20 protein-coding genes are annotated in these 20,066 nt (G+C 67.2%); 12 read left to right on the top strand and 8 right to left on the bottom strand.

Annotated features, from left to right (window positions below; all coding sequences use genetic code 11):
- Positions 1-79 precede the first annotated feature (79 nt).
- A complete protein-coding gene (locus AC0CH8_RS16420) occupies positions 80-367 on the bottom strand; it encodes a ribbon-helix-helix domain-containing protein (protein WP_465240818.1) in 288 nt (95 codons plus the stop codon).
- A 126-nt stretch (positions 368-493) separates the two neighbouring features.
- Here AC0CH8_RS16420 and AC0CH8_RS16415 point away from each other — a divergent pair, with 126 nt between their 5' ends.
- Positions 494-991, top strand: a complete 498-nt coding sequence (locus AC0CH8_RS16415; RefSeq protein ID WP_465240817.1) for a CinA family protein — start codon at positions 494-496, stop codon at positions 989-991.
- A gap of 33 nt (positions 992-1,024) precedes the next feature.
- On the opposite strand, the gene cobT is transcribed toward AC0CH8_RS16415, so the two are convergent.
- From cobT to AC0CH8_RS16390, 5 genes are read right to left on the bottom strand one after another with little or no spacing between them, the layout of a single operon-like run.
- Positions 1,025-2,851: a cobaltochelatase subunit CobT gene (gene cobT / locus AC0CH8_RS16410; protein ID WP_465240816.1), complete on the bottom strand. Its 1,827-nt coding sequence runs from the start codon at positions 2,849-2,851 to the stop codon at positions 1,025-1,027.
- Positions 2,851-3,192: a HepT-like ribonuclease domain-containing protein gene (locus AC0CH8_RS16405; RefSeq protein ID WP_204197453.1), complete on the bottom strand. Its 342-nt coding sequence runs from the start codon at positions 3,190-3,192 to the stop codon at positions 2,851-2,853. The genes cobT and AC0CH8_RS16405 overlap by 1 nt, the downstream gene beginning before the upstream one ends.
- Positions 3,182-3,484 (bottom strand): nucleotidyltransferase family protein, encoded by a 303-nt coding sequence (locus tag AC0CH8_RS16400; RefSeq protein ID WP_204197454.1) that lies wholly within the window; start codon positions 3,482-3,484, stop codon positions 3,182-3,184. The genes AC0CH8_RS16405 and AC0CH8_RS16400 overlap by 11 nt, the downstream gene beginning before the upstream one ends.
- Before the next feature lie 7 nt (positions 3,485-3,491).
- Entirely contained in the window at positions 3,492-4,496 is a 1,005-nt protein-coding gene (cobS, locus tag AC0CH8_RS16395) for a cobaltochelatase subunit CobS (protein ID WP_204197455.1), read from the bottom strand.
- Positions 4,497-4,539: 43 nt separating this feature from the next.
- Positions 4,540-5,211: a winged helix-turn-helix transcriptional regulator gene (locus AC0CH8_RS16390; protein WP_465240815.1), complete on the bottom strand. Its 672-nt coding sequence runs from the start codon at positions 5,209-5,211 to the stop codon at positions 4,540-4,542.
- 65 nt (positions 5,212-5,276) lie between these two features.
- Here AC0CH8_RS16390 and AC0CH8_RS16385 point away from each other — a divergent pair, with 65 nt between their 5' ends.
- Together AC0CH8_RS16385 and AC0CH8_RS16380 are read left to right on the top strand one after the other, a co-directional pair.
- Positions 5,277-5,714 carry a VOC family protein gene (locus AC0CH8_RS16385; RefSeq protein ID WP_465240814.1) on the top strand — a complete coding sequence of 146 codons (438 nt, stop codon included), beginning with the start codon at positions 5,277-5,279 and terminating at the stop codon, positions 5,712-5,714.
- A gap of 116 nt (positions 5,715-5,830) precedes the next feature.
- Positions 5,831-6,547, top strand: a complete 717-nt coding sequence (locus AC0CH8_RS16380) for a DUF1428 domain-containing protein (RefSeq protein WP_465240813.1) — start codon at positions 5,831-5,833, stop codon at positions 6,545-6,547.
- A gap of 35 nt (positions 6,548-6,582) precedes the next feature.
- Here the strand turns inward: AC0CH8_RS16380 and AC0CH8_RS16375 are convergent, their stop codons facing one another.
- Positions 6,583-7,539 carry a DUF808 domain-containing protein gene (locus tag AC0CH8_RS16375; RefSeq protein WP_465240812.1) on the bottom strand — a complete coding sequence of 319 codons (957 nt, stop codon included), beginning with the start codon at positions 7,537-7,539 and terminating at the stop codon, positions 6,583-6,585.
- A 170-nt stretch (positions 7,540-7,709) separates the two neighbouring features.
- Here AC0CH8_RS16375 and AC0CH8_RS16370 point away from each other — a divergent pair, with 170 nt between their 5' ends.
- The 9 genes from AC0CH8_RS16370 (at position 7,710) to AC0CH8_RS16330 (ending at position 19,124) form a co-directional block, all read left to right on the top strand.
- The gene (locus AC0CH8_RS16370; protein WP_465240811.1) at positions 7,710-9,593 is read left to right on the top strand and encodes a CocE/NonD family hydrolase; all 1,884 of its coding nucleotides are present in this window, start codon (positions 7,710-7,712) and stop codon (positions 9,591-9,593) included.
- Between the two features lie 99 nt (positions 9,594-9,692).
- The gene (locus tag AC0CH8_RS16365) at positions 9,693-10,610 is read left to right on the top strand and encodes an ATP-grasp domain-containing protein (RefSeq protein WP_465240810.1); all 918 of its coding nucleotides are present in this window, start codon (positions 9,693-9,695) and stop codon (positions 10,608-10,610) included.
- Complete coding sequence (locus AC0CH8_RS16360) at positions 10,607-11,620, top strand: LLM class flavin-dependent oxidoreductase (protein ID WP_465240809.1); 1,014 nt, start codon at positions 10,607-10,609, stop codon at positions 11,618-11,620. The genes AC0CH8_RS16365 and AC0CH8_RS16360 overlap by 4 nt, the downstream gene beginning before the upstream one ends.
- Positions 11,617-12,585 (top strand): methionine ABC transporter ATP-binding protein, encoded by a 969-nt coding sequence (locus AC0CH8_RS16355; RefSeq protein ID WP_465240808.1) that lies wholly within the window; start codon positions 11,617-11,619, stop codon positions 12,583-12,585. Before AC0CH8_RS16360 ends, AC0CH8_RS16355 begins: the two co-directional genes overlap by 4 nt.
- Positions 12,582-13,247, top strand: coding sequence for a methionine ABC transporter permease (locus AC0CH8_RS16350; protein WP_465240807.1), 666 nt, complete (start codon positions 12,582-12,584; stop codon positions 13,245-13,247). Before AC0CH8_RS16355 ends, AC0CH8_RS16350 begins: the two co-directional genes overlap by 4 nt.
- A gap of 37 nt (positions 13,248-13,284) precedes the next feature.
- Positions 13,285-14,082 (top strand): MetQ/NlpA family ABC transporter substrate-binding protein, encoded by a 798-nt coding sequence (locus AC0CH8_RS16345; RefSeq protein ID WP_465240806.1) that lies wholly within the window; start codon positions 13,285-13,287, stop codon positions 14,080-14,082.
- 110 nt (positions 14,083-14,192) lie between these two features.
- Entirely contained in the window at positions 14,193-16,607 is a 2,415-nt protein-coding gene (locus AC0CH8_RS16340) for a TonB-dependent receptor (RefSeq protein WP_465240805.1), read from the top strand.
- A gap of 2 nt (positions 16,608-16,609) precedes the next feature.
- Positions 16,610-17,740 carry a glycerophosphodiester phosphodiesterase gene (locus tag AC0CH8_RS16335; RefSeq protein ID WP_465240804.1) on the top strand — a complete coding sequence of 377 codons (1,131 nt, stop codon included), beginning with the start codon at positions 16,610-16,612 and terminating at the stop codon, positions 17,738-17,740.
- A 64-nt stretch (positions 17,741-17,804) separates the two neighbouring features.
- Positions 17,805-19,124, top strand: a complete 1,320-nt coding sequence (locus AC0CH8_RS16330; protein ID WP_465240803.1) for an ABC1 kinase family protein — start codon at positions 17,805-17,807, stop codon at positions 19,122-19,124.
- A 35-nt stretch (positions 19,125-19,159) separates the two neighbouring features.
- On the opposite strand, the gene AC0CH8_RS16325 is transcribed toward AC0CH8_RS16330, so the two are convergent.
- Positions 19,160-20,032 (bottom strand): class I SAM-dependent methyltransferase, encoded by an 873-nt coding sequence (locus AC0CH8_RS16325; protein WP_465240802.1) that lies wholly within the window; start codon positions 20,030-20,032, stop codon positions 19,160-19,162.
- Between the last annotated feature and the right edge of the window lie 34 nt (positions 20,033-20,066).

The raw sequence follows: 20,066 nt of genomic DNA, 5'->3' as shown, positions 1-20,066 counted from the left end.
GTTCGCATTGTCAACGCTATTGCGACTGATTTTCAGTTTTCGAAACATGGGGCATCGCCAATCGAGGCGGGAGGTGCGCTCATAGTCGCGCATTGGCAGATCGGTCCTGGGTCGTGCCTGTAACCTCCACCAGCAACCATGACCGGATTGCACTCGCCAGATTCGGTGGATCATCTTCGCCGATGCGGACCGCGTCGATCGCCGCGACCAGCGCCGACAGCGGCAAGGCGCGCCGCGCAGAGGCGGCCTCCAGTGCGGTCCAGAAGCCCGGCTCCAGACTGATCGAGGTCTGATGGCCGGCGATCGTCACCGAACGTTTGACAGGGCCGGCAAAGCCCCCCTCCGGCGGTAGGATCGCGATCGACATCGAGTCATCGTCTAGCCGCGACGGTACGCGATGTCGAAAGCAGAGAGTTGCTTCAGGTCAACGACTTGGCTGGAAACCGTCGCCGGGGTGGTGGGTTGATCCGGTCGAGAGAGGATCGCAAGGGTTATGCAATCAGAAGCGGCGGAGTCAGAAGCGGCGGTCAGGGCGCGTCGAGTGCTGGAGCGTGCGACCGAACGCGAGTTGTCGATCGTGACGGCGGAAAGCTGCACTGGCGGACAACTGGCATCGCTGCTGACCGACATCGAGGGCGCATCGGGTGCGTTCGAGCGTGGCTTCGTCGTCTATAGCGAAGTGGCGAAATGCGAATTGCTGGGGCTGGAACAGCGTCGCATCACCCAGTGCGGCGTCGTCAGCCGCGATACCGCGATCGCGATGGCGGAGGGCGCGCTGACGCACTCGCACGGCGATGTCGCAGTCGGTATCACCGGCTTCGCGGGGCCGGCGGGGCCGGACGACGAGCCCGGCCTCGTCCACATCGCCTGCGCAACGAGAGTCGGCGAGACGACGCACCGCGAATGTCATTTCGGTGATATCGGTCGCGATCCGGTGCGCGACCGCAGCGTCATGGTCGCGCTGGAGATGCTGGACGCCGCGATCGGGTAGGGCGTGCCCGGTGGCGCACTGGTCTTGCAGCATTCAATCCGTATCGAACAGCGCCGCGAGCTGTTCGATGATCGTCCCGCCGAGCTGTTCGGCGTCCATGATCGTCACCGCGCGGCTGTAATAGCGCGTCACGTCATGGCCGATGCCGATCGCGATCAGCTCGACGGGCGACTTGCCCTCGATCCAGCCGATCACCTGCCGCAGATGCCGCTCCAGATAGGAACCGGAGTTCACAGAGAGAGTCGAATCATCGACCGGGGCGCCGTCGCTGATGACCATCAGGATACGGCGTTCCTCCGGGCGCGCGATCAGGCGGCCATGCGCCCACAACAGCGCCTCGCCGTCGATATTCTCCTTCAACAGCCCTTCGCGCATCATCAGGCCCAGACTGGTGCGTGCGCGCCGCCATGGTTCGTCAGCCTTTTTGTAGACGATGTGCCGGATGTCGTTCAGCCGCCCCGGTTGCGGCGGACGTCCCGCGGCCAGCCATGTCTCGCGGCTCTGCCCGCCCTTCCACGCGCGCGTCGTGAAGCCGAGGATCTCGGTCTTGACCCCGCACCGTTCCAGCGTGCGCGCGAGGATGTCCGCCGAGATGGCAGCGATCGAGATCGGTCGGCCGCGCATCGACCCGCTATTGTCGATCAGCAGCGTCACCACCGTGTCGCGGAAGTCGGTGTCGCGCTCCACCTTGTAGCTGAGCGACTGACCTGGGCTGGTCACGACGCGTGCCAGCCGGGCGGCGTCAAGCAGCCCTTCCTCCTGATCGAAGTCCCACGACCGGTTCTGCTGCGCCATCAACCGGCGTTGGAGCCGGTTGGCGAGCTTGGATACCGCCGATTGCAGATGCGCCAGTTGCTGGTCGAGATAGCCGCGCAGCCGCGTCAGCTCGTCCGCGTCGCACAGGTCGGCGGCGGTGACGACCTCGTCGAACTGCGTCGTCCACGGCTTGTAGTCGAACTGGCCGCTCGGGTCCGCCATCGGCCGGTTGGGGCGGACCGGCTGCATCCCGTCCTCGCCCTCGTCGCCGGGTTCGCCGTCCAGATCGTCGGGCGCGTCCTCACCCAGTTCTTCACTGTCGCCCTCGTCGCCGTCCGCCTCCTGCTGCTCGCCGCGGGCTTCGACCTCGCCCTCGCTCTGGCCGCCTTCTTCGGCGTCGTCGCTGTCGTCGTCACCGGAGGCTTCGTCCTGACCCTCGTCTTCCTCGCCGCCCTCATCTGCATCCTCGGGCTTCTGCTCGGCCTCGATCAATTCCAGATCGACGAGCAGGCGTGTCGCGAGCGACTGGAACGCACGCTGATCGTCAAGCGCCAGCGCCAAGGCCGACAGATCCGCCTTCGCATCGACCCAGTCGCGGACCAGCGCCAGCCCCGGCAGCGCTGCCGCCGGTGTCTCGCGCCCGGTCAGCGCCTCGCGCACCATCAGACCGAGCGCAGTGGACAGCGGCACCTCCGCCCGGGTCCGCGCGCGGCCGATGGGGTCGGAGCGCATCCGCATCTCCAGCGCCTGCGCCAGATTGTTGCCGATGCCCTGATAGCCACGGCTGCCCAGCGCCTCGACCCGTGCTGTCTCGACCGCATCGAACACCGCGCGCGCCACGGGTTCTGCGGGCGCGCCGCGTGCATGCAGGGCGGCATCGTGCAACCGCAGCCGCAGCGCAAAGCCGTCCGCGAAGCCGCGGGCTTCCGCCACCTGCTCCGGCGGCAATGCGCGGGGCGGCATCGGGACCTTGATGTGCTTGCCCGACTGCACCGGCACGTCGGCGGTGAAGGCCAGCTCCACCTCCGCCTCGTCCGCCAACGCGCGCGCGGTGCCGCCGAGGACAGCCTTGAACCGGTCGAGAGGGGTTTCGTTATTGGCCATTACTGCTCCAGCGCCGCCAGGCAGGCGGCGCGTAGTGGAGGGAGGTCGTCGACGACCGTGTCGTAGATCGTCCGAACGTCGATCGCATCATAGGCGTGACGGAGCTGATTTCCCAATCCGCGGAGCGCATGCAGCGGGATGTCGGGGGCGATCACCGTCATCCTGACGTCCCCGATCCGGATCGCGGCTTCGGTGATACACTGTAGACAGCGTTCGATCGCGGCGACTGTCTTGCGATCGCTGCACATCTGTTCGAACGACATCCCTTCCAGAAACCCACGTACGTCATCGCTGTAGTCGATGATGTCCCGCAACCACAGCCGCTCGCGATCAGAAGACAACGACCCGGTCCCGGTCGATCTCGGCCTGAAGCCACTGCTTGCGTGCGGGTTCGCTTACGAGGTCGACCTTGGCCCCGACCATCTCGCCGATCGATCCCTCGATACCGAAATAGCCGAACGGACCAAGCCGCCGGACGGCGTCATGATCGATCGCCGCAGCGAGGTCGATGTCCGATCCGTCATGGGCTTCGTCGCGCGCGGTAGAGCCGAAAAGCGCCAGCCGCGTGATCCCGAGCGCCCGAAGATCGTCCTCGCGGGCGCGCAGTCGACGAAGGGCCTCGGCCTTGTCCATCGCGATCCTATGCCTTCCCGACCACGCTCTCGGGCAGGTCCTTGCCGAAGACGCGCTGGTAGTATTCCGCCACCAGCGAGCGTTCGGCTTCGTCGCACTTGTTGAGGAAGGACAAGCGGAAGGCGAAGCCGACGTCGCCGAAGATCAGCGCATTCTGGGCCCAGGTGATGACCGTGCGGGGGCTCATGACCGTCGAGATGTCGCCGTTCACGAAGCCCTTGCGCGTCAGGTCGGCGACGCGGACCATGTTCTCCACGACCTTCTTGCCGTCCGGCTTGTCGTACTCGCCAGACTTAGCGAGGACGATCTGCGCCTCGGTTGCGGCGGGCAGGTAGTTGAGCGTGACGACGATGTTCCAGCGGTCCATCTGACCCTGGTTGATCTGCTGCGTGCCGTGATAGAGCCCGCTCGTGTCGCCGAGCCCCACTGTGTTGGCGGTGGCGAACAGGCGGAACCACGGGCTGGGGCGAATGACGCGGTTCTGGTCGAGCAACGTCAGCTTTCCCTCCGTCTCCAGCACGCGCTGGATCACGAACATCACGTCCGGGCGGCCGGCGTCATATTCGTCGAACACGAGCGCGGTCGGTGTCTGGAGCGCCCAGGGCAACAGGCCCTCGCGGAACTCGGTGACCTGCTGACCATCGCGCAGCACGATCGCGTCGCGGCCGACGAGATCGATGCGGCTGATGTGCGCGTCGAGGTTGATGCGGATGCACGGCCAGTTGAGACGCGCCGCGACCTGTTCGATGTGCGTCGACTTGCCGGTGCCGTGATAGCCCTGCACCATCACGCGCCGGTTGTGTGCGAAGCCCGCCAGCACCGCCAGCGTCGTGTCGTGATCGAAGACATAGGCCGGATCAAGGTCCGGCACGCGCTCGTCCGCCTCGGAGAAGGCGGGCACCTCCATGTCGAGATCGATCCCGAACAGGTCGCGCACTCCGACCATCCGGTCGGGCGCGTCGAGGATCGTGGTTTCCCGGCTGTCGGGCTGCGTATTGGAAATTTCGGTCATTCGGGCCTCTTCTGTCCGAACGCCTTAGGGCAGGCGACGCTCCCTACTCAACCGGCACCTTCGGCGGCAGCGCGAAAAGCGTCACGAAACGATCCCATGTCACCCGATCGCCGGTCACGCGGACGGCGCCGGCGGCTTCCGCCTCCGCCAGCGGCCACTTGCCGTAGACAAGCGCGGCCATCGTGACCGGATCGGTATCGAGCGTCACGTCGGCGGGCTCGTCGCTGCGCGCAATGGGCAGTTCGCCGTTCGCCAGTCGCGCGACAAACGAGTCGGAGCCGAAGCGGAAGCCGATCGTCGCGGTCATGCTGCGGGCCTTGCCGACATCCAGCATCGTCCGCAGGGACATCATCGCCGATGCCGCGGAAAAAGGCAGGGTGGGGTCGTGATCCGGCGACCGCGCCGCCCAGCGGCCCAGCGTCTGCATGATCGGTTCGCTCTCATACCCCCACGGCGTGAGTTCGTAGACCTGCACGCCGGCGGGCGGAGGGAGGAGGCGGCGACGCAGCACGCCCGCTGCCTCCAGCCCCGCCAGTCGCTGGGTCAGGATGTTCGCGCTGATCCCCGGCAGGCCGCCGCGCAATTCCCCGAAGCGGCGCGGGCCGAACATCAGTTCCCGCACGACGAGCATCGCCCAGCGCTCCCCCAGCAATTCCAGCGCATGCGCCGTGCCGCAGGCGTCGTCATACCACCTAGTTAGCTTTTCTGACTTCATAGTTGTATTTGATAACTAAATGCATCATCCAAGGCAAACAGCGATTCGCAAAGGGGAGAGACGGCATGGCCAAAATGATCTTCGTGAACCTGCCGGTGAAGGATGTGGAGGCGTCCATCGCCTTCTATCAGGCGATCGGCGCGACGAAGGACGAGCGGTTCAGCCAGCCCGGCAAGGCGGCGTCGATGCAGGTCTCGGACACGATCGTGTTCATGCTGCTGAGCCACGATTTCTTCGCGGGATTTTCGCCGAAGCCGATCGCCGACGCGCACCAGAGTACGGAGGTGCTGCTGTGCCTGTCGCAGGACAGCCGGGAGGCGGTGGATGCGATCACCGAAGCGGCGGCGACGGCTGGCGGCAAGGCGGACATCCGGCCGCCACAGGATCACGGCTTCATGTACGGGCGCAGCTTCGAGGATCCGGACGGCCATATCTTCGAGCCGATGTACATGGACCTCGACGCCGCACTCGCCGCGATGGGCAGCCAGACGCAGGCCGCATGACGTGCGCCGGCGCGTCGGACCCGATCTGAAGACCGGCGCGCTGGCATTCGTGGCGACGGTCTTGGCTATCCTTGGTCACGCAGTCATGATCGGCGGATAACAGGGAGGAGAGAATCATGTCGTACGTTCAGGGGTTCGTCATTCCCGTCGCGACCGGGAAGCGCGACGCGTATCTGGCGATGGCCCAGATGGCCGCGCCGCTGTTCCTCGAATATGGCGCGTCGCGGGTCGTGGAATGCTGGGGCGACGACGTACCGCACGGTACACTCACGGACTTCTACCGCGCCGTTGCCGCCGAGGATGGCGAGACGATCGTGTTCTCGTGGATCGTGTGGCCCGACCATGACACGGCCAAGGCCGCCGAGGCGACGATGATGGAAGACGAGCGGATGAAGCCGCCTGAAGACATGCCGTTCGACGGCAAACGCCTGATCTATGCCGGGTTCCACGAGATCTACGACGGCGGGCAGGGCGGCCCGTTCGGCTATATCGACGGCTTCCTCGCACCGGTGCCGATCGCGTCGAAGGAGGCGTATCTGGACCATGCGCGCACGATGACGGCGATCGTCGCGGAGAATGGCTGCACGCGCGGGACGGAGAATTGGGCGGAGTATATCGCGGAGGGCAAGGTGACCGATTTCCGCCGCGCCGTGCAACTGGAGCCGGGCGAGGCGGTCGTGTTCAGTTGGCTGGAATGGCCCGACAAGGCGACGCGCAACGCGGGCATGAGCAAGATGATGGAGGACCCGCGGGTCCACGCACTGGACATGCCCTTCGACGGCAAGCGCATGATCTATGGCGGGTTCGTGCCGATCCTCGACACGGCGAACTGAGCGAGTCGCGTCCGCCCCCGATCGCCCGCCCGCCATCAGTGGGCGGGCGCGGACTTGCCGAACAGCGCCACGAGTCGTGGCACGATCAGCGCGACGATCGTGCCGACGATCAGGCCGACCAGCGCGGAGGCGAGCGCGAAGCCGAACCACGACCCGATGCCGGGTGCGAACGGCGTCAGGCGGGCGACGGCATCGGACACGACGTGCGCGGCATGGGGGAGCGCCTCCATGTGGAATTCCTCCAGCCCGTGGATCAGGATGCCGCCGCCGACCCACAGCATCGCGATCGTCCCGACCTTCGCCAGGACCGCCAGCACGACTGGCATCGCCGTCACCAGCCCGCGCCCGAATGCCTGCACCGCGCCGTTCCGCCGTGCCGCCAGGTTCAGGCCGATATCGTCCATCTTCACGATCAGCGCGACCACGCCGTAGACGCCGCCGGTGATCAGCAACGACACCGCGACCAGCGCCGCCGCCTGTGTCGCGAAGCTCTGGTCCGACACCTCCGACAGGGCGATCGCCATGATCTCCGCCGACAGGATCAGGTCGGTTCGGACAGCCCCGCCGACCTTCTGGTTCTCGATCTCTTCCGGAGTCTGGTCGGCGAGCGCCGCGTCCTCGGTGCCGTGGCCGTGGCCGGTCACCATCTCGATGATCTTCTCCGCGCCTTCATACGACAGATACAGGCCGCCGAGCATCAGGATCGGGGTGATGATCCACGGCACCAGCGCGCTCAGCAGCAGGGCACCGGGCAGCAGGAACAGCAGCTTGTTGCGCAGCGATCCCTTGGCGATCCGCCAGATGATCGGCAGCTCACGCGCGGGCGTCAGGCCGGAGACGTATTTCGGCGTCACGGCGGCGTCGTCGACGACCACGCCCATCGCCTTGGACGAGGCCTTCATCGACGCGGCGGCGATATCATCCGCGGACGCCGCGGCCAGACGCGCGATCGCGGCGACATCGTCGAGAAGGGCTACGAGACCAGAGGCCATGAACGGATATCCGTGTCGTGATAGGTTGCGCGGAAGCTGAACAGCAATGGCGGCGAAGTGGCTAGAGGAAATGTACGGACGTGAGGCGAACTGACGAGCGCCGGTGGATTTCCGCTTTGCAGCCTGTAGGTTGCCCGCCAACGAGCGATAAAGGGGCGATATTGATGCGGATGGGCAGGATGTTGGCGGCGACGGCCGCGCTGGCAATGGCAACAGGGGCACCGGCGCAGGATTATGCCCGCTACAGCGACGACGCGATCGCGCGCGAGATGGCGGCGAAGGTCGAAGCGGAGATGATCGCGCTGGTGCCGATGCGCGACGGCGTCGGGCTGGCGACGAACATCTACCGTCCCAAAGACGCGAAGGGGCCGCTGCCGACGCTGTTGTGGAAGACGCCCTATAACGAGCTGTCGTACAAGACCGCGACCAGCCGTCGCGCGCTGGAGGCGGTGAAGCGCGGCTACGCCTTCGTCGTGCAGAACGAGCGCGGGCGCTATTACTCGGAAGGGAAGTACGAGATTCTCGGTCTGCCGCAGACCGATGGCTACGACACGCTGACGTGGATCGCGAAACAGCCCTGGTCGAATGGCAAGGTCGGCACGGTCGGCTGTTCCTCGTCAGCGGAATGGCAGTTGGCGCTCGCGGCGCAGAATCACCCGGCGCACGCGGCGATGGTGCCGATGGCGTCGGGCGCCGGGATCGGCAAGGTCGGGCCGTTCGAGGAACAGGGCAATTGGTACACCGGCGGCGTGCCGCGCACGCTGTTCCATATCTGGCTGTACGGAGTCGACAATCCGCTACGCGCGGAGCTGCCAAAGGGGCTCGACCAGCCGACGCGGGCGCGGATCGCGCGGTACAACGATCTCGACGCGAAGAAGCCGGAGGTGAACTGGTTCACGCAGATCCGGCACCTGCCCTATGCCGATCTGCTGAAGGATCTGGGCGAGCCGCCCGCCACGTTCGAACAGTTTACCGCACGCTCCGGACCGGCCGATCCGGCGTGGCGCACGGGTGGGCTGTATCACGACGACATGGGCTGGGGTGTTCCCGCCCTTTGGTTCAACTCGTGGTACGACGTGTCGATCGGGCCCAATCTGGCGCTGTTCAATCATGCGCGCGCGGTGAAATCCGATAAGGAGGCGAGCGCCAACCAGTTCGCCGTCGTCGCGCCGAACACGCACTGCGCCTTCGCGCGGCTGGGGCCGAACTTCCAGTCGGGCGATCGCGATCTGGGCGATGCCAGCTTCGACACAGACGGCCAGATCTATGCGTTCTTCGATCGCTGGCTGAAGGGCGATATGAAGGCGTTTGCGGCGCGCGCAGCCCCGATCCGCTATTACACGATGGGCACGAACCGCTGGCAGCAGGCGACGCAGTGGCCGCCGGCAGAGGCGAAGACGGTGCGGATGTACCTGCGCTCCGGCGGGCGCGCTAACGGGGTGAGCGGTGATGGGCGGCTGGATGCGGGCGCCCCGCCGGCGGGCGAGATGGCGGATCGATACACCTATGATCCGATGAACCCGGTGCAGACGATCGGCGGCGCGGATTGCTGCAACGGCGGCCTCATCACCGCGGGCGCGTTCGACCAGCGGGTGATCGAGGCGCGCGGCGACGTGCTGGTCTACAGCAGCGAGCCGCTGACCAAGCCGATCGAGGTGACGGGCTTCGTCAATGCGGTGCTGAAGATATCGTCGGATGCGAAGGACACCGATTTCGCGGTCAAGCTGGTCGATGTCGCGCCGGACGGGACCGCGTATATCCTGGGCGATACGATCCTGCGCGCGAGATACCGTGACGGCTTTGCGACGCCGGCGATGATGGCGCCGAACACGGTCTATACGTTGAAGCCGACGCCGATCTCGACCAGCAACACGTTCCTGCCCGGGCATCGGATCCGGGTGGAGGTGACATCGTCCAACTTTCCGAAGTTCGTCCGCAACCTGAACACCGGCGGTGACAACGAGCGCGAGTCGAAGGGCGTGATCGCGCGCAACGCGGTGCATCATGCGGGTGGCGACGCATCCTATATCGAATTGCCCGTGATCGGCCGGTAAGCAGGGCGGCTATCGCGGCGTAAAGCTAAACTCCTGAAAACGGCCGGCGTCCATTGGGCTAGGGACGCCGGCTCTCTTAGCGCGCGATTGAAGGACGACATGGCCGATCTGGCGATCCTGTACGAACATCCTGCATGGTTCACGCCGCTATTCGCGGCGCTGGACCGGCGCGGGATCGACTATGTGGCGACGACCGCGGACGGTCACGGCTTCGACCCCGCCGACCCGACGCCGCCCGCGCCGGTGGTGTTCAACCGCATCGCCATGTCGAGCTTCCTGCGCCAGCCAGAGCATCCGATCTTCTACGCGCAGGCGCTGATGGCGCATTGGGCGGCGCAGGGCGCGCGGGTCGTCAACGGCCCCGCCGCGCTGGCGGTGGATGCGTCCAAGGCGCGGCAATTGTCGCTGATCGCGGGCCTCGGCCTCGGTATCCCGGCGACGCGGATCGTCCACCGCGCAGCCGATCTGGTCGCGGCGAGTGAGGGGCTGCGTTTCCCGATCGTCGTCAAGGCGAACATCGGCGGCTCCGGCGCGGGGATCGTCCGCTATGACGATGTGGCGGCGCTGGCGGCGTCGGTCGCGGACGGGACGACGCCCGACAGCATCGACCGTGTGCTGATGGTGCAGGAATATACGCCGGTGCGGGGCGGGGCGATCACCCGGATCGAGACGCTGGGCGGCAAATACCTGTACGCGCTGGGCGTGGACGGCGGCGGCAGTTTCGACCTGTGCCCGGCCGATGTCTGTCTCGTCGCGCCGGGCAAGGCGTCGATCGCGATCGAACGGGTCGAGCCGGATGCGGCGTTGATCGACGTGGCTGAGCGGATCGTACAGGCCGCGGGGATCGATGTCGGCGGTGTCGAGGTGATGATCGACGATCGCGACGGCACCGCGCGCTTCTATGACATCAACGCGTTGTCCAATTTCGTCGCCGATCCGTTGAGCGTGCTGGGCTGGGACCCCCATGAACGGCTGGTGGACTGGCTGGAAACGACGATAGCGGAGGCGAAGGCGTGAGGTACGGTTATTGGATGCCGGTGTTCGGCGGCTGGCTGCGCAATGTCGCCGACGAGGGGATGCGGGCGGAGTGGGACTATGTCCGCGATCTGGCGATCCGGGCGGAGCAGATCGGGTTCGACCTGACGCTGATCGCCGAGTTGAACCTGAACGATATCAAGGGCACGGACCAGCCCGCCCTCGACGCGTGGTCGACCGCCGCGGCGATCGCCGCCGTCACGAAGACGCAGGAGCTGATGGTGGCGGTGCGGCCGAACTTCCACCAGCCGGCGCTGTTCGCCAAGGCGGCGGCGAACATCGATCGCATCTCCGGCGGCCGGCTGTCGCTGAACGTCGTGTCGTCGTGGTGGGCGGACGAGGCGAAGCAGTACGGCCTCCAGTTCGACCAGCATGACGACCGCTACGCCCGCACGTCCGAATGGCTGGATGTGGTGAAGGGCCTGTGGTGCGAGGAGCGGTTCAGTTTCGAGGGGCAATTTTATCGCACCGAGGACGCGATCTGCGCGCCCAAGCCGCTGCACGCGCCGATCCTGTACGCAGGCGGCGAGAGCGAGACCGCCAAGACGCTGATCGCGGGCAAGTGCGATGCGTATGTCATGCACGGCGACCCCGCGTCGGCGATCGCGCCGAAGATCGCCGACATGCAGGCCCGCCGCACCGCTGCGGGCGGCGCGCCGATGACGTTCGGGATGGCTGCCTATGCGATCGTGCGGGACAGCGAGGCGGAGGCGAAGCGGGAATTGGCGCGGATCACCGAGGTCCGCGACTTGCCCGCCGGCTACGCCAATTTCGATCAGTGGCTGTCGGGGACTCAGTTGGAACGGGAGCTGAAGATCCAGGAATACAGCGTCTCCAACCGCGGCCTCCGCCCCAATCTGGTCGGGACGCCCGAGCAGGTGAAGGAGCGGATCGCCGAGTACGAGGATGCCGGGCTCGATCTGTTGCTGCTGCAATTCAGCCCTCAGGCGGAGGAGATGGAGCGGTTTGCGGCGCAGGTGATCGCCGCGTGATCCGACTGGAGGGCGTCCACAAGATTTTCGGCGACGGCCACGCCGCGCTGGCGGGCGTCGACCTGTCGGTGGCGCGAGGCGAGGTGTTCGGGATCATCGGTCGATCCGGCGCGGGCAAGTCGACGCTGGTGCGGCTGCTGAACGGGCTGGAACGGCCGACATCGGGCCGGGTCGAGGTCGACGGGATCGATGTCGCGGCGCTCGGCGGCGCAGACTTGCGGACGTTGCGGCGGCGGATCGGGATGATCTTCCAGAATTTCGGGCTGTTGTCGTCGCGAACGGTGGCGGAAAACGTCGCGCTGCCTCTGAAGATCGGTGGCGAGGCGGCGTCGGCGACTGCGGCGCGCGTCACAGACCTGCTGGCGCGGGTCGGGTTACAGGATCAGGGCGCGAAATATCCGGCGCAGTTGTCGGGAGGTCAGAAGCAGCGCGTCGGCATCGCACGCGCGCTGGCGACCGGGCCTGATATCCTGCTGTGCGACGAGGCGACGAGTGCGCTCGACCCGGAGACGACGCACAGCATCCTGGCGCTGATCGCCGAGCTGAACCGCGAACTCGGGCTGACGATCGTCCTCATCACGCACGAGATGGAGGTGGTGCGGCAGGTCTGCGACCGCGTCGCGGTGCTGCATGCGGGCCGCGTGGTCGAGAGCGGAACGGTCGCCGACGTGTTCCTGCGCCCACAGGCGGCGGAGACGCGGGCGATGATCGCAGTGGCGGGCGAGGATGCGTCGGCGATCGATTTCGACGGGCGGGTCGTGAGGCTGATGCTGCGCGGCGATGCGGTGTGGCAGCCGGTGCTGACGCGGATCGCGCGCGAGACTGGTACGGACTTCGCGATCCTCGATGGTCGGATCGGCCGGCTGAAGGATGATAGTTTCGGGCAACTGACGCTAGGTTTGAGCGGCGGCGATGTCGCGGCGGCGGTCGCGGCACTGGGCCGGGCCGGCGAGGTAAGCGCATGAGCGGCTGGTTCGCCAATATCGACTGGGCGGAGATCGGCCGCGCCACGCTGGAGACGCTGGCGATGCTCGGCGGATCGCTGGTGCTGACGATCCTGATCGGGTTGCCGCTGGGCGTGGTGCTGTTCCTGACCGGGCCGGGGCAGGTCTGGGCGAGCCGGATCGGCAACGGCGTCGTCGCGCTGGTGGTCAACCTGCTGCGGTCGGTGCCGTTCATCATCCTGCTGATCGTGATGATCCCGATCACCGTGTTGCTGGTCGGAACCTCGCTGGGCGTTATCGGCGCGATCCCGCCGTTGGTGGTGGGCGCGGCACCGTTCTTCGCGCGGCTGGTCGAGACGGCGCTGCGCGAGGTCGATCGCAATACGGTGGAGGCGGTGCAGGCGATGGGCGCGACGACCCGCGATCTGGTGCTGCGCGCGCTGTTGCCGGAGGCGGTGCCGGGCATCGTCGCGGGCGCGACGGTGACGGCGGTGGCCCTGGTGTCGTTCACGGCGATGGCCGGTGTCGTCGGGGCCGGGGGGCTGGGCGATCTGGCGATCCGGTTCGGCTATCAGCGGTTCCAGACCGATGTCATGCTGGTGACGGTCGCGCTGCTGCTGGTGCTGGTGCAGGGTATCCAGATGCTGGGCGATGCGCTGGTGCGGCGGTTCACGCGGCGGTGATGCGCTGGTCTTTCAGCTACAGTCAGGAACTCAGGTCATGAATCGTCGCAGCCTCCTTGCCGCTATCGCCCTGCTTCCGCTCGCCGCGTGCGGGGGGAGCAAGTCCGCCAGCGATCCGAACACGCTCACCGTCGCGGCGACGGCGGTGCCGCATGCGGAGATCCTGGCGCAGGTCGCGCCGGTGCTGGCGAAGCAGGGCGTGACGCTGGATGTGAAGGTGTTCAACGACTACGTCCAACCCAACACGCAGGTCGCGGAGGGGCGGATCACCGTCAATTACTTCCAGACCGAGCCGTACCTCGCCTCGTTCAACGCCGCGCGCGGAACGAAGCTGGTGACGATCGCGGGCATCCATGTCGAGCCGTTCGGCGCCTATTCGCGCAAGTGGAAGCGGATCGGCGATCTGCCCGCGGGCGCGACCGTCGCAATCCCGAACGAGCCGAGCAACAGCGGCCGGGCGCTGCGCCTGCTGGCGACGGCGGGGATCATCACGCTGAAGAACCCGGACGATCCGTCCGCGACGCCGCGCGATATCGTCGCGAACCCGAAGAAGCTCCAGTTCCGCGAATTGGAGGCGGCGACGCTGCCGCGGGTGTTGAGCGAGGTCGATCTGGCGCTGATCAACACCAATTACGCGCTCGACGCGAAGTTGAACCCGACGCGCGACGCGCTGCTGATCGAGGGGAAAGACAGCCCCTATGTCAACTATGTCGTCGGGCTGGCGGCGGCGAAGACCGACCCGCGCGTCCAGAAGCTGGTGGCGGCGCTGCGCAGCCCCGAAACCAAGGCGTTCATCGCCCGCAAATATGGCGGTGCGGTCCTGCCGGCGTTCTGACGCCAAACCGTCGCATAACTGTCAACACACTGTCTTACGCCGCGACTAGCGCCGGCTCCGACGATCCGACCCCCCGATGACGGGGGCGGACGATTGGGGAAGACGAAGCGATGACGACGATCCGCCGTGCGGCACTGATGACCGGTGCCGCCCTTGCCGTGACCATGCCCGCATTCGCCGGGGCGCAGACGACCGCCGCACTGGCGACGACCGCCGTCGACGGGCAGGGTCCGACCGCGCCAACCGCAGAGGAGCCGCAGGCCCAGGCCGAGGGTCAGACCGACGGGCAGGACATCGTCGTCACCGGCGCGAACACGCGGGCCGTGACGCAGATCACCGGTGTGGAGATGCAGCGCGTGCTGCCCGGCGTCAGTCCGCTTCAGGCGCTCCAGACACTGCCCGGCGTGACGTACCTGACTGCCGATCCGTGGGGCAATAACGAGCAGAACATCTCGCTCTTCATCCACGGCTTCAATGCGCAGCAGCTCGGCTATACGCTGGACGGCGTACCGCTGGGCGACCAGACCTATGGCAATTTCAACGGCCTGTCGCCGCAGCGCGCGATCATCTCCGAAAATGTCGCGCGGGTGACGCTGGCATCGGGCGCAGGCGATCTGGGCACCGCATCGACCAGCAATCTGGGCGGCACGATCGACACCTTCTCCAGCGATCCCAAGGCCGCGTTCGGCGTGCAGCTGAACCAGACGCTGGGCAGCTACGACGCCAGCCGCCTGTACGTGCGCGTCGACACCGGCAGCTTCGGCAACGGCAACTCCGCCTATATCGCCGGCGTGCGCCAGAAGGCGCGGGCGTGGGATTTCGACGGCATTCAGGGCGGATATCAGGCCAACGCCAAGTTCGTCCACGACGATCAGAACGGGAAGCTGACGCTGTACGGTGCGTTTTCCGACAAGATCGAGCCGAACGAGGACGCGACCGTCATCACCCCGGCGAACCGCGCCACCGCTCCCTATGCGCGGCCGTTCCTCTACCCTAATTTCGGCGAGGCGCTGCGGTATCTGTCGTCGGGTGCGTACCGGGCCGCAGGATCGAACTATCGCAATTACTACAGCGATGCGCAGCGCACCGATTACCTCGGCTATGCCCGTTACGACTGGAAGGTCGACGACCGCGTGACGTGGTCGAACACCGGATATTACCACCACAACGACGGCGTCGGCGTGGTGGCGGGGCCGATCGACGTCGCCGGGTTGCCGCGGCTGTTCTCCTTCTATTATCCGGGCCAGAACCTGACGACGGTGTTCGGCGGATCGGGCTTCGCGACGCGGACGACCGAATACCGGATCGACCGTGGTGGCCTGATCTCGACGATCCAGCTCGCGCTCGGCGATCATCGGATCGAATTCGGCGCATGGTACGAGCATCAGAGCAGCAGCGCGTTCCGCCGCTGGTATCCGCTGCTCGTCGGCGATCCGTCGACCCCGTACGAGCGGCCGCGCGACGACCTGACCCCGCTCATCACCCAGTATCACAGCGAAATCCGGGTCGACGAGTACCAGACGCATATCCAGGACAGCTGGCGCGTGCTGCCGGCGCTGACCGTGCAGGCGGGCTTCAAGAGCACGTTCCAGAACGCGACGCAGCGGGTGCCGGTGCAGCCGATTCCCGGCTCGTTCACCGGATCGGTCGCGCTCCCGGTCGGCAAGCTGAACACGCATCGCGGCTTCCTGCCGCAGGTGGGTGCGTTGTGGGAGGTGACCGGCGACGAGCAGGTCTTCGTCAACGCGCAGAAGAACATCCGCCAGTTCCAGACGAGTGCCGCCGCCGGCCTGTCGCCCTTCGCGCTGGGCAGCCAGGGCGCGTTCGAGATCTTCCGTGACGATGTGAAGCCGGAGACGAGCTGGACCTACGAAGCCGGGCTGCGCACGCGACGGTCGGTGTCGCTGGGGCCGATCACCGGTTTCGACGGACAGATCAGCTATTATCACGTCGATTTCTCCGACCGGCTGCTCGGGATCAGCCCGAACCCGGTCATCACCTCGATCGTGTCGGGGGCGGCGATCCTGCAGAATGTCGGCGACGTGAAGACCGATGGCGTCGACGTGGCGGGTACGTTGCGGTTCGGGTCGCACTTCTCGTTCTACGACGCGCTGTCGTACAATGTGTCGAAGTTCCAGGACGACTATACGAACGGCACCGCGCTGGTCGCGACATCGGGCAAGACGGTGCCGGGGACGCCGAAATGGCTCAACAAGTTCGTCGCGGCGGCGAATTACGACGTGTTCGACGCGCAGCTGATCGGCGACTATATCGGCAAGCGGTATGCAACCTTCACCAACGACCTGTCGGTGCCGGGATATTTCACGCTGGCGGGGCGGATCGCGGTGCGTGTTCCGCTCGACGCGGGCAGCGGAATCCGGACCGCGACGGTGAGCCTGAACGTCACGAACATCACCGACAAGAAGGCGGCGTCGACACTTTCGATCGGCGCGGCATCCGGGACGTTCAACCAATTCCCGCTGGCCCCGCGCCAGTTCTTCGGCACGATCGCGGTGGCGTTCTGAGGATGCGCGCGGGTCTGGCGGCGCTGGCGGCGGTCCTGATGGCGGGAGCGGGGGCACAGACGGGAGTGGCGCAGACGGGGGCGGCGCAGAGGGGAGCGGCGCAGGTCGCGCCGCGCCCGCTGGTGTTCGCGCATCGCGGTGCGTCGGCGCTGCGGCCCGAGCATACGCTGGCCGCCTATGCCAAGGCGATCGAGGATGGGGCGGATTTCGTTGAGCCCGATCTGGTCGCGACCAAGGACGGCGTGCTGGTCGCCCGGCATGAGAACAACATCGTCGGCACCACCGACGTGGCGTCGCACCCGGAGTTCGCCGCACGCAAGACGGTGAAGACGATCGATGGCGAGCGGCAGGAGGGCTGGTTCACCGAGGATTTCACGCTCGCCGAGTTGAAGACGCTGCGCGCGGTCGAGCGGCTGGGGACGATCCGCACCGAAAGCCGAAGCTATGACGGGCAGTTTCAGGTCGTCACGCTGGACGAGGTGATCGACTTCGTCGCGGCGGAGGCGGCAGCGCGCGGAAGGGTGATCGGGCTGGTACCCGAGCTGAAGCATTCGACCTATTTCATGGGCATCGGGTTGCCGCTGGAGGACCGCTTCCTCGCCGTGTTGGGCGCGCATGCATACACGCGCACCGCGCCGATCGAGATCCAGTCGTTCGAGGTCGCGAACCTGAAGTATCTGCGCGGCAAGATCGGCATGTCGCCGCGCGTGAAGCTGATGCAGCTGGTCGGGGAGCCGGGCATGATCCCCGCCGACATCGCCGCCGCGAAGGGCAAAACCACGTTCGGCGAGCTGACGACGCGCGCCGGGCTGAAGGAGATGGCGCGCTATGCCGATGTCGTCGCGCCGGCGACACGGGGCGTGATCCCGCTGGGGCCGGACGGGCGACTGGGCGCAGTATCGCCGATCGTCGCGGACGCACATGCGGCGGGGCTGCTGGTGCAGGTGTGGACGTTCCGGCCTGAGAACCGCTTCCTCGCCGCCGACTTCCGCAACGATGCGGGTGACGATGCGCGCAACCCGCAAGGGTCGGTCGCGGAGATCCGGCGGTATCTGGCGGCGGGGATCGACGGGTTCTTCACCGACGATCCGGCGTTGGGCCGGCAGGCGGTGGACGCCGGCAACCCACGATAACCGCGGTCACGATAATCGTCGGCCGGCGGATGCACCCGCCGGCGGCGTCCCCCATATCGCGGGCATGACAGACGATCGCAGCAAGGGCCGTGCCGTGCCCAGTGGACGCCTCTCCCGCCTGGGCGTGTTCGGGCGGCTGGCGGGGGGCGTCGCGGGTGGCGTCGCTGCGGAGGGTGCGCGACGGCTGGCACGGGGCGAGCGGCCCAGCATGGGCGACCTGCTGCTGACGCCGGCCAATGCGACGCGCGTCGCCGAGCAATTGTCGCATCTACGCGGCGCGGCGATGAAGCTGGGGCAGATGGTGTCGATGGACGCGGGCGACATGCTGCCTGCCGAATTGGCGACGATCCTCGCGCGGCTTCGCGACAACGCGCATCACATGCCGCCCGCGCAGCTGGACAAGGTGCTGGCGGCGGAATGGGGACGCGACTGGCGGCGAAAGTTCGCGCATTTCCAGGCGCATCCGGTCGCCGCCGCCTCGATCGGTCAGGTCCACCGCGCGCGCTTGCCGAACGGGCGCGAACTGGCGATCAAGGTTCAGTATCCGGGCGTCGCGGGCAGCATCGACGCCGATGTCGACAATGTCGCGACGCTGCTGCGCGTGTCCGGGCTGCTGCCGAAGGAACTCGATATCGCGCCGCTGCTGGGTGAGGCGAAGCGGCAGTTGAACGAGGAGGCCGATTACGAGCGCGAGGCTAAGATGCTGGCGCGGTATCGCGAGCTGATCGGCGACTCGTCGGATTTCGTGGTGCCCGCGCCGGAGCCGTCGCTGACCACGTCGCGCGTGCTGGCGATGGATTTCGTCGAGGGTGTTCCGGTCGAGACGCTGGAGACCGCGCCGCAGGACGTGCGCGACCGGGTGATGCACAACCTGATCTCGCTGGTGCTGCGCGAATTGCTCGATTGGGGGTTGATGCAGACCGATCCGAATTTCGCGAACTATCGCTGGCAGCCGGGTACCGGCCGGCTGGTGCTGCTCGACTTCGGAGCGGCGCGGCCGGTCGCGGCGAAGACGGCGGCGGGGTACCGCGCGCTGCTGATGGCGGGGCTGGCGGGTGACCGCGATGCGGTGCGGGAGGCGGCGCTGACGGTCGGGTTCCTCGGCGCGGCGGCGGTCGAGCGGCACGGGCCGCTAATCGACCGGATGATCGACGTGATCCTGGGCGAACTGAACCAGCCGGGCCCGTTCGACTTCGGCGATCGTGCCTTCGTCGGCGTACTGCGCGAGCAGGGGATGGAGGTCGCGCGCGATCGGGCGACCTGGCATTTGCCGCCCGCCGATACGCTGTTCACGCAGCGCAAGATCAGCGGCACGGCTCTGCTGGCGGCTCGGTTGAAGGCGCGGGTGGATGTGCGGGCGATGGTGGCGGGGTATCAGGGCTGAGCTGATCCTTTCCCTTTAAGGGGAGGGGGCGTGGCTCAGGTCCCAGGTTTGTCCTTCAGAGCCGCCGCCAGCGATGCGGTGGCGCTGCCACGGCGGGCGGGTTTGGGTTGGCTGGCATCGGGGGACCAGCCGGTGAGGAAGACGATGTCGATCCGCTCGCGGGTGCGACCGTCGGAGCCGGCGGCGGCGGCGAAGGCCTCTGCGGCGCGCGTGAGTGCGGTGCGTGACAGGGCATGCCGCTCGGCCAGCGCGTTGCTGGCCGCCATGCCGCGCAGGTCGTCGAGCAGGCGGAACAGGTTCGGATAGCCGACGTCCAGCGTCTCGACGTCGGCGACCGGCAAGGCGAAGCCGGCGCGGACCAGCAGGTCGCCGGCGGAACGCACGTCGATCTGCGGGTGGACGCGAGCTACCGGGCGATCCGGCTCCGCGGCGCGGAAGGCGGCCTTCAGCGCCGGGAACGAGCCGGCGCCGACGAACGCCGCGAGGAACAGGCCGTCCGGGCGCAGCACGCGGCGCGCCAGCGTCAGCGCGCCCGGCAGGTCGTCGACCTGATCCAGTACCCCTGCGCTGACCACGCAGTCGAAGCTGGCATCGGCGAAGGGCAATCGGTCCTCGTCCGCCTGCACGCCGCCGCTCGCGCGCGCGAAGGCGAAACCGGGATCGGTGCGGGCCACGCGCGCGCCGGGCGGCGCAAGGAAGCCGCCGGTCCAGCTGCCGAGATCGAGGATGTCGGTGAAGTCGCGCTTCACCGCGTCGAGACGCTCCGCCAGCCCGTCGAGCATCGCGGCGTGGACGAAGTCGTGCTCCACGAAGCGCGACTCGGCCCGGTCGCGGTGACGGCGGCGGGCGTTGCGGTCGAAGATCGCGGGCCGGCCTTGCCATGCCGGATCGGGAGCGGGTCCGTTCATGGCCGCGGCTTGTGCGCCGGGCGGGGACGGGGGA

The sequence above is a fragment of the Sphingomonas sp. AC435 genome, from assembly GCF_979253005.1.
The sequence above is the reverse complement of the archived record's forward strand: the minus strand, read 5'-3'. Positions and strand labels throughout refer to the sequence as shown.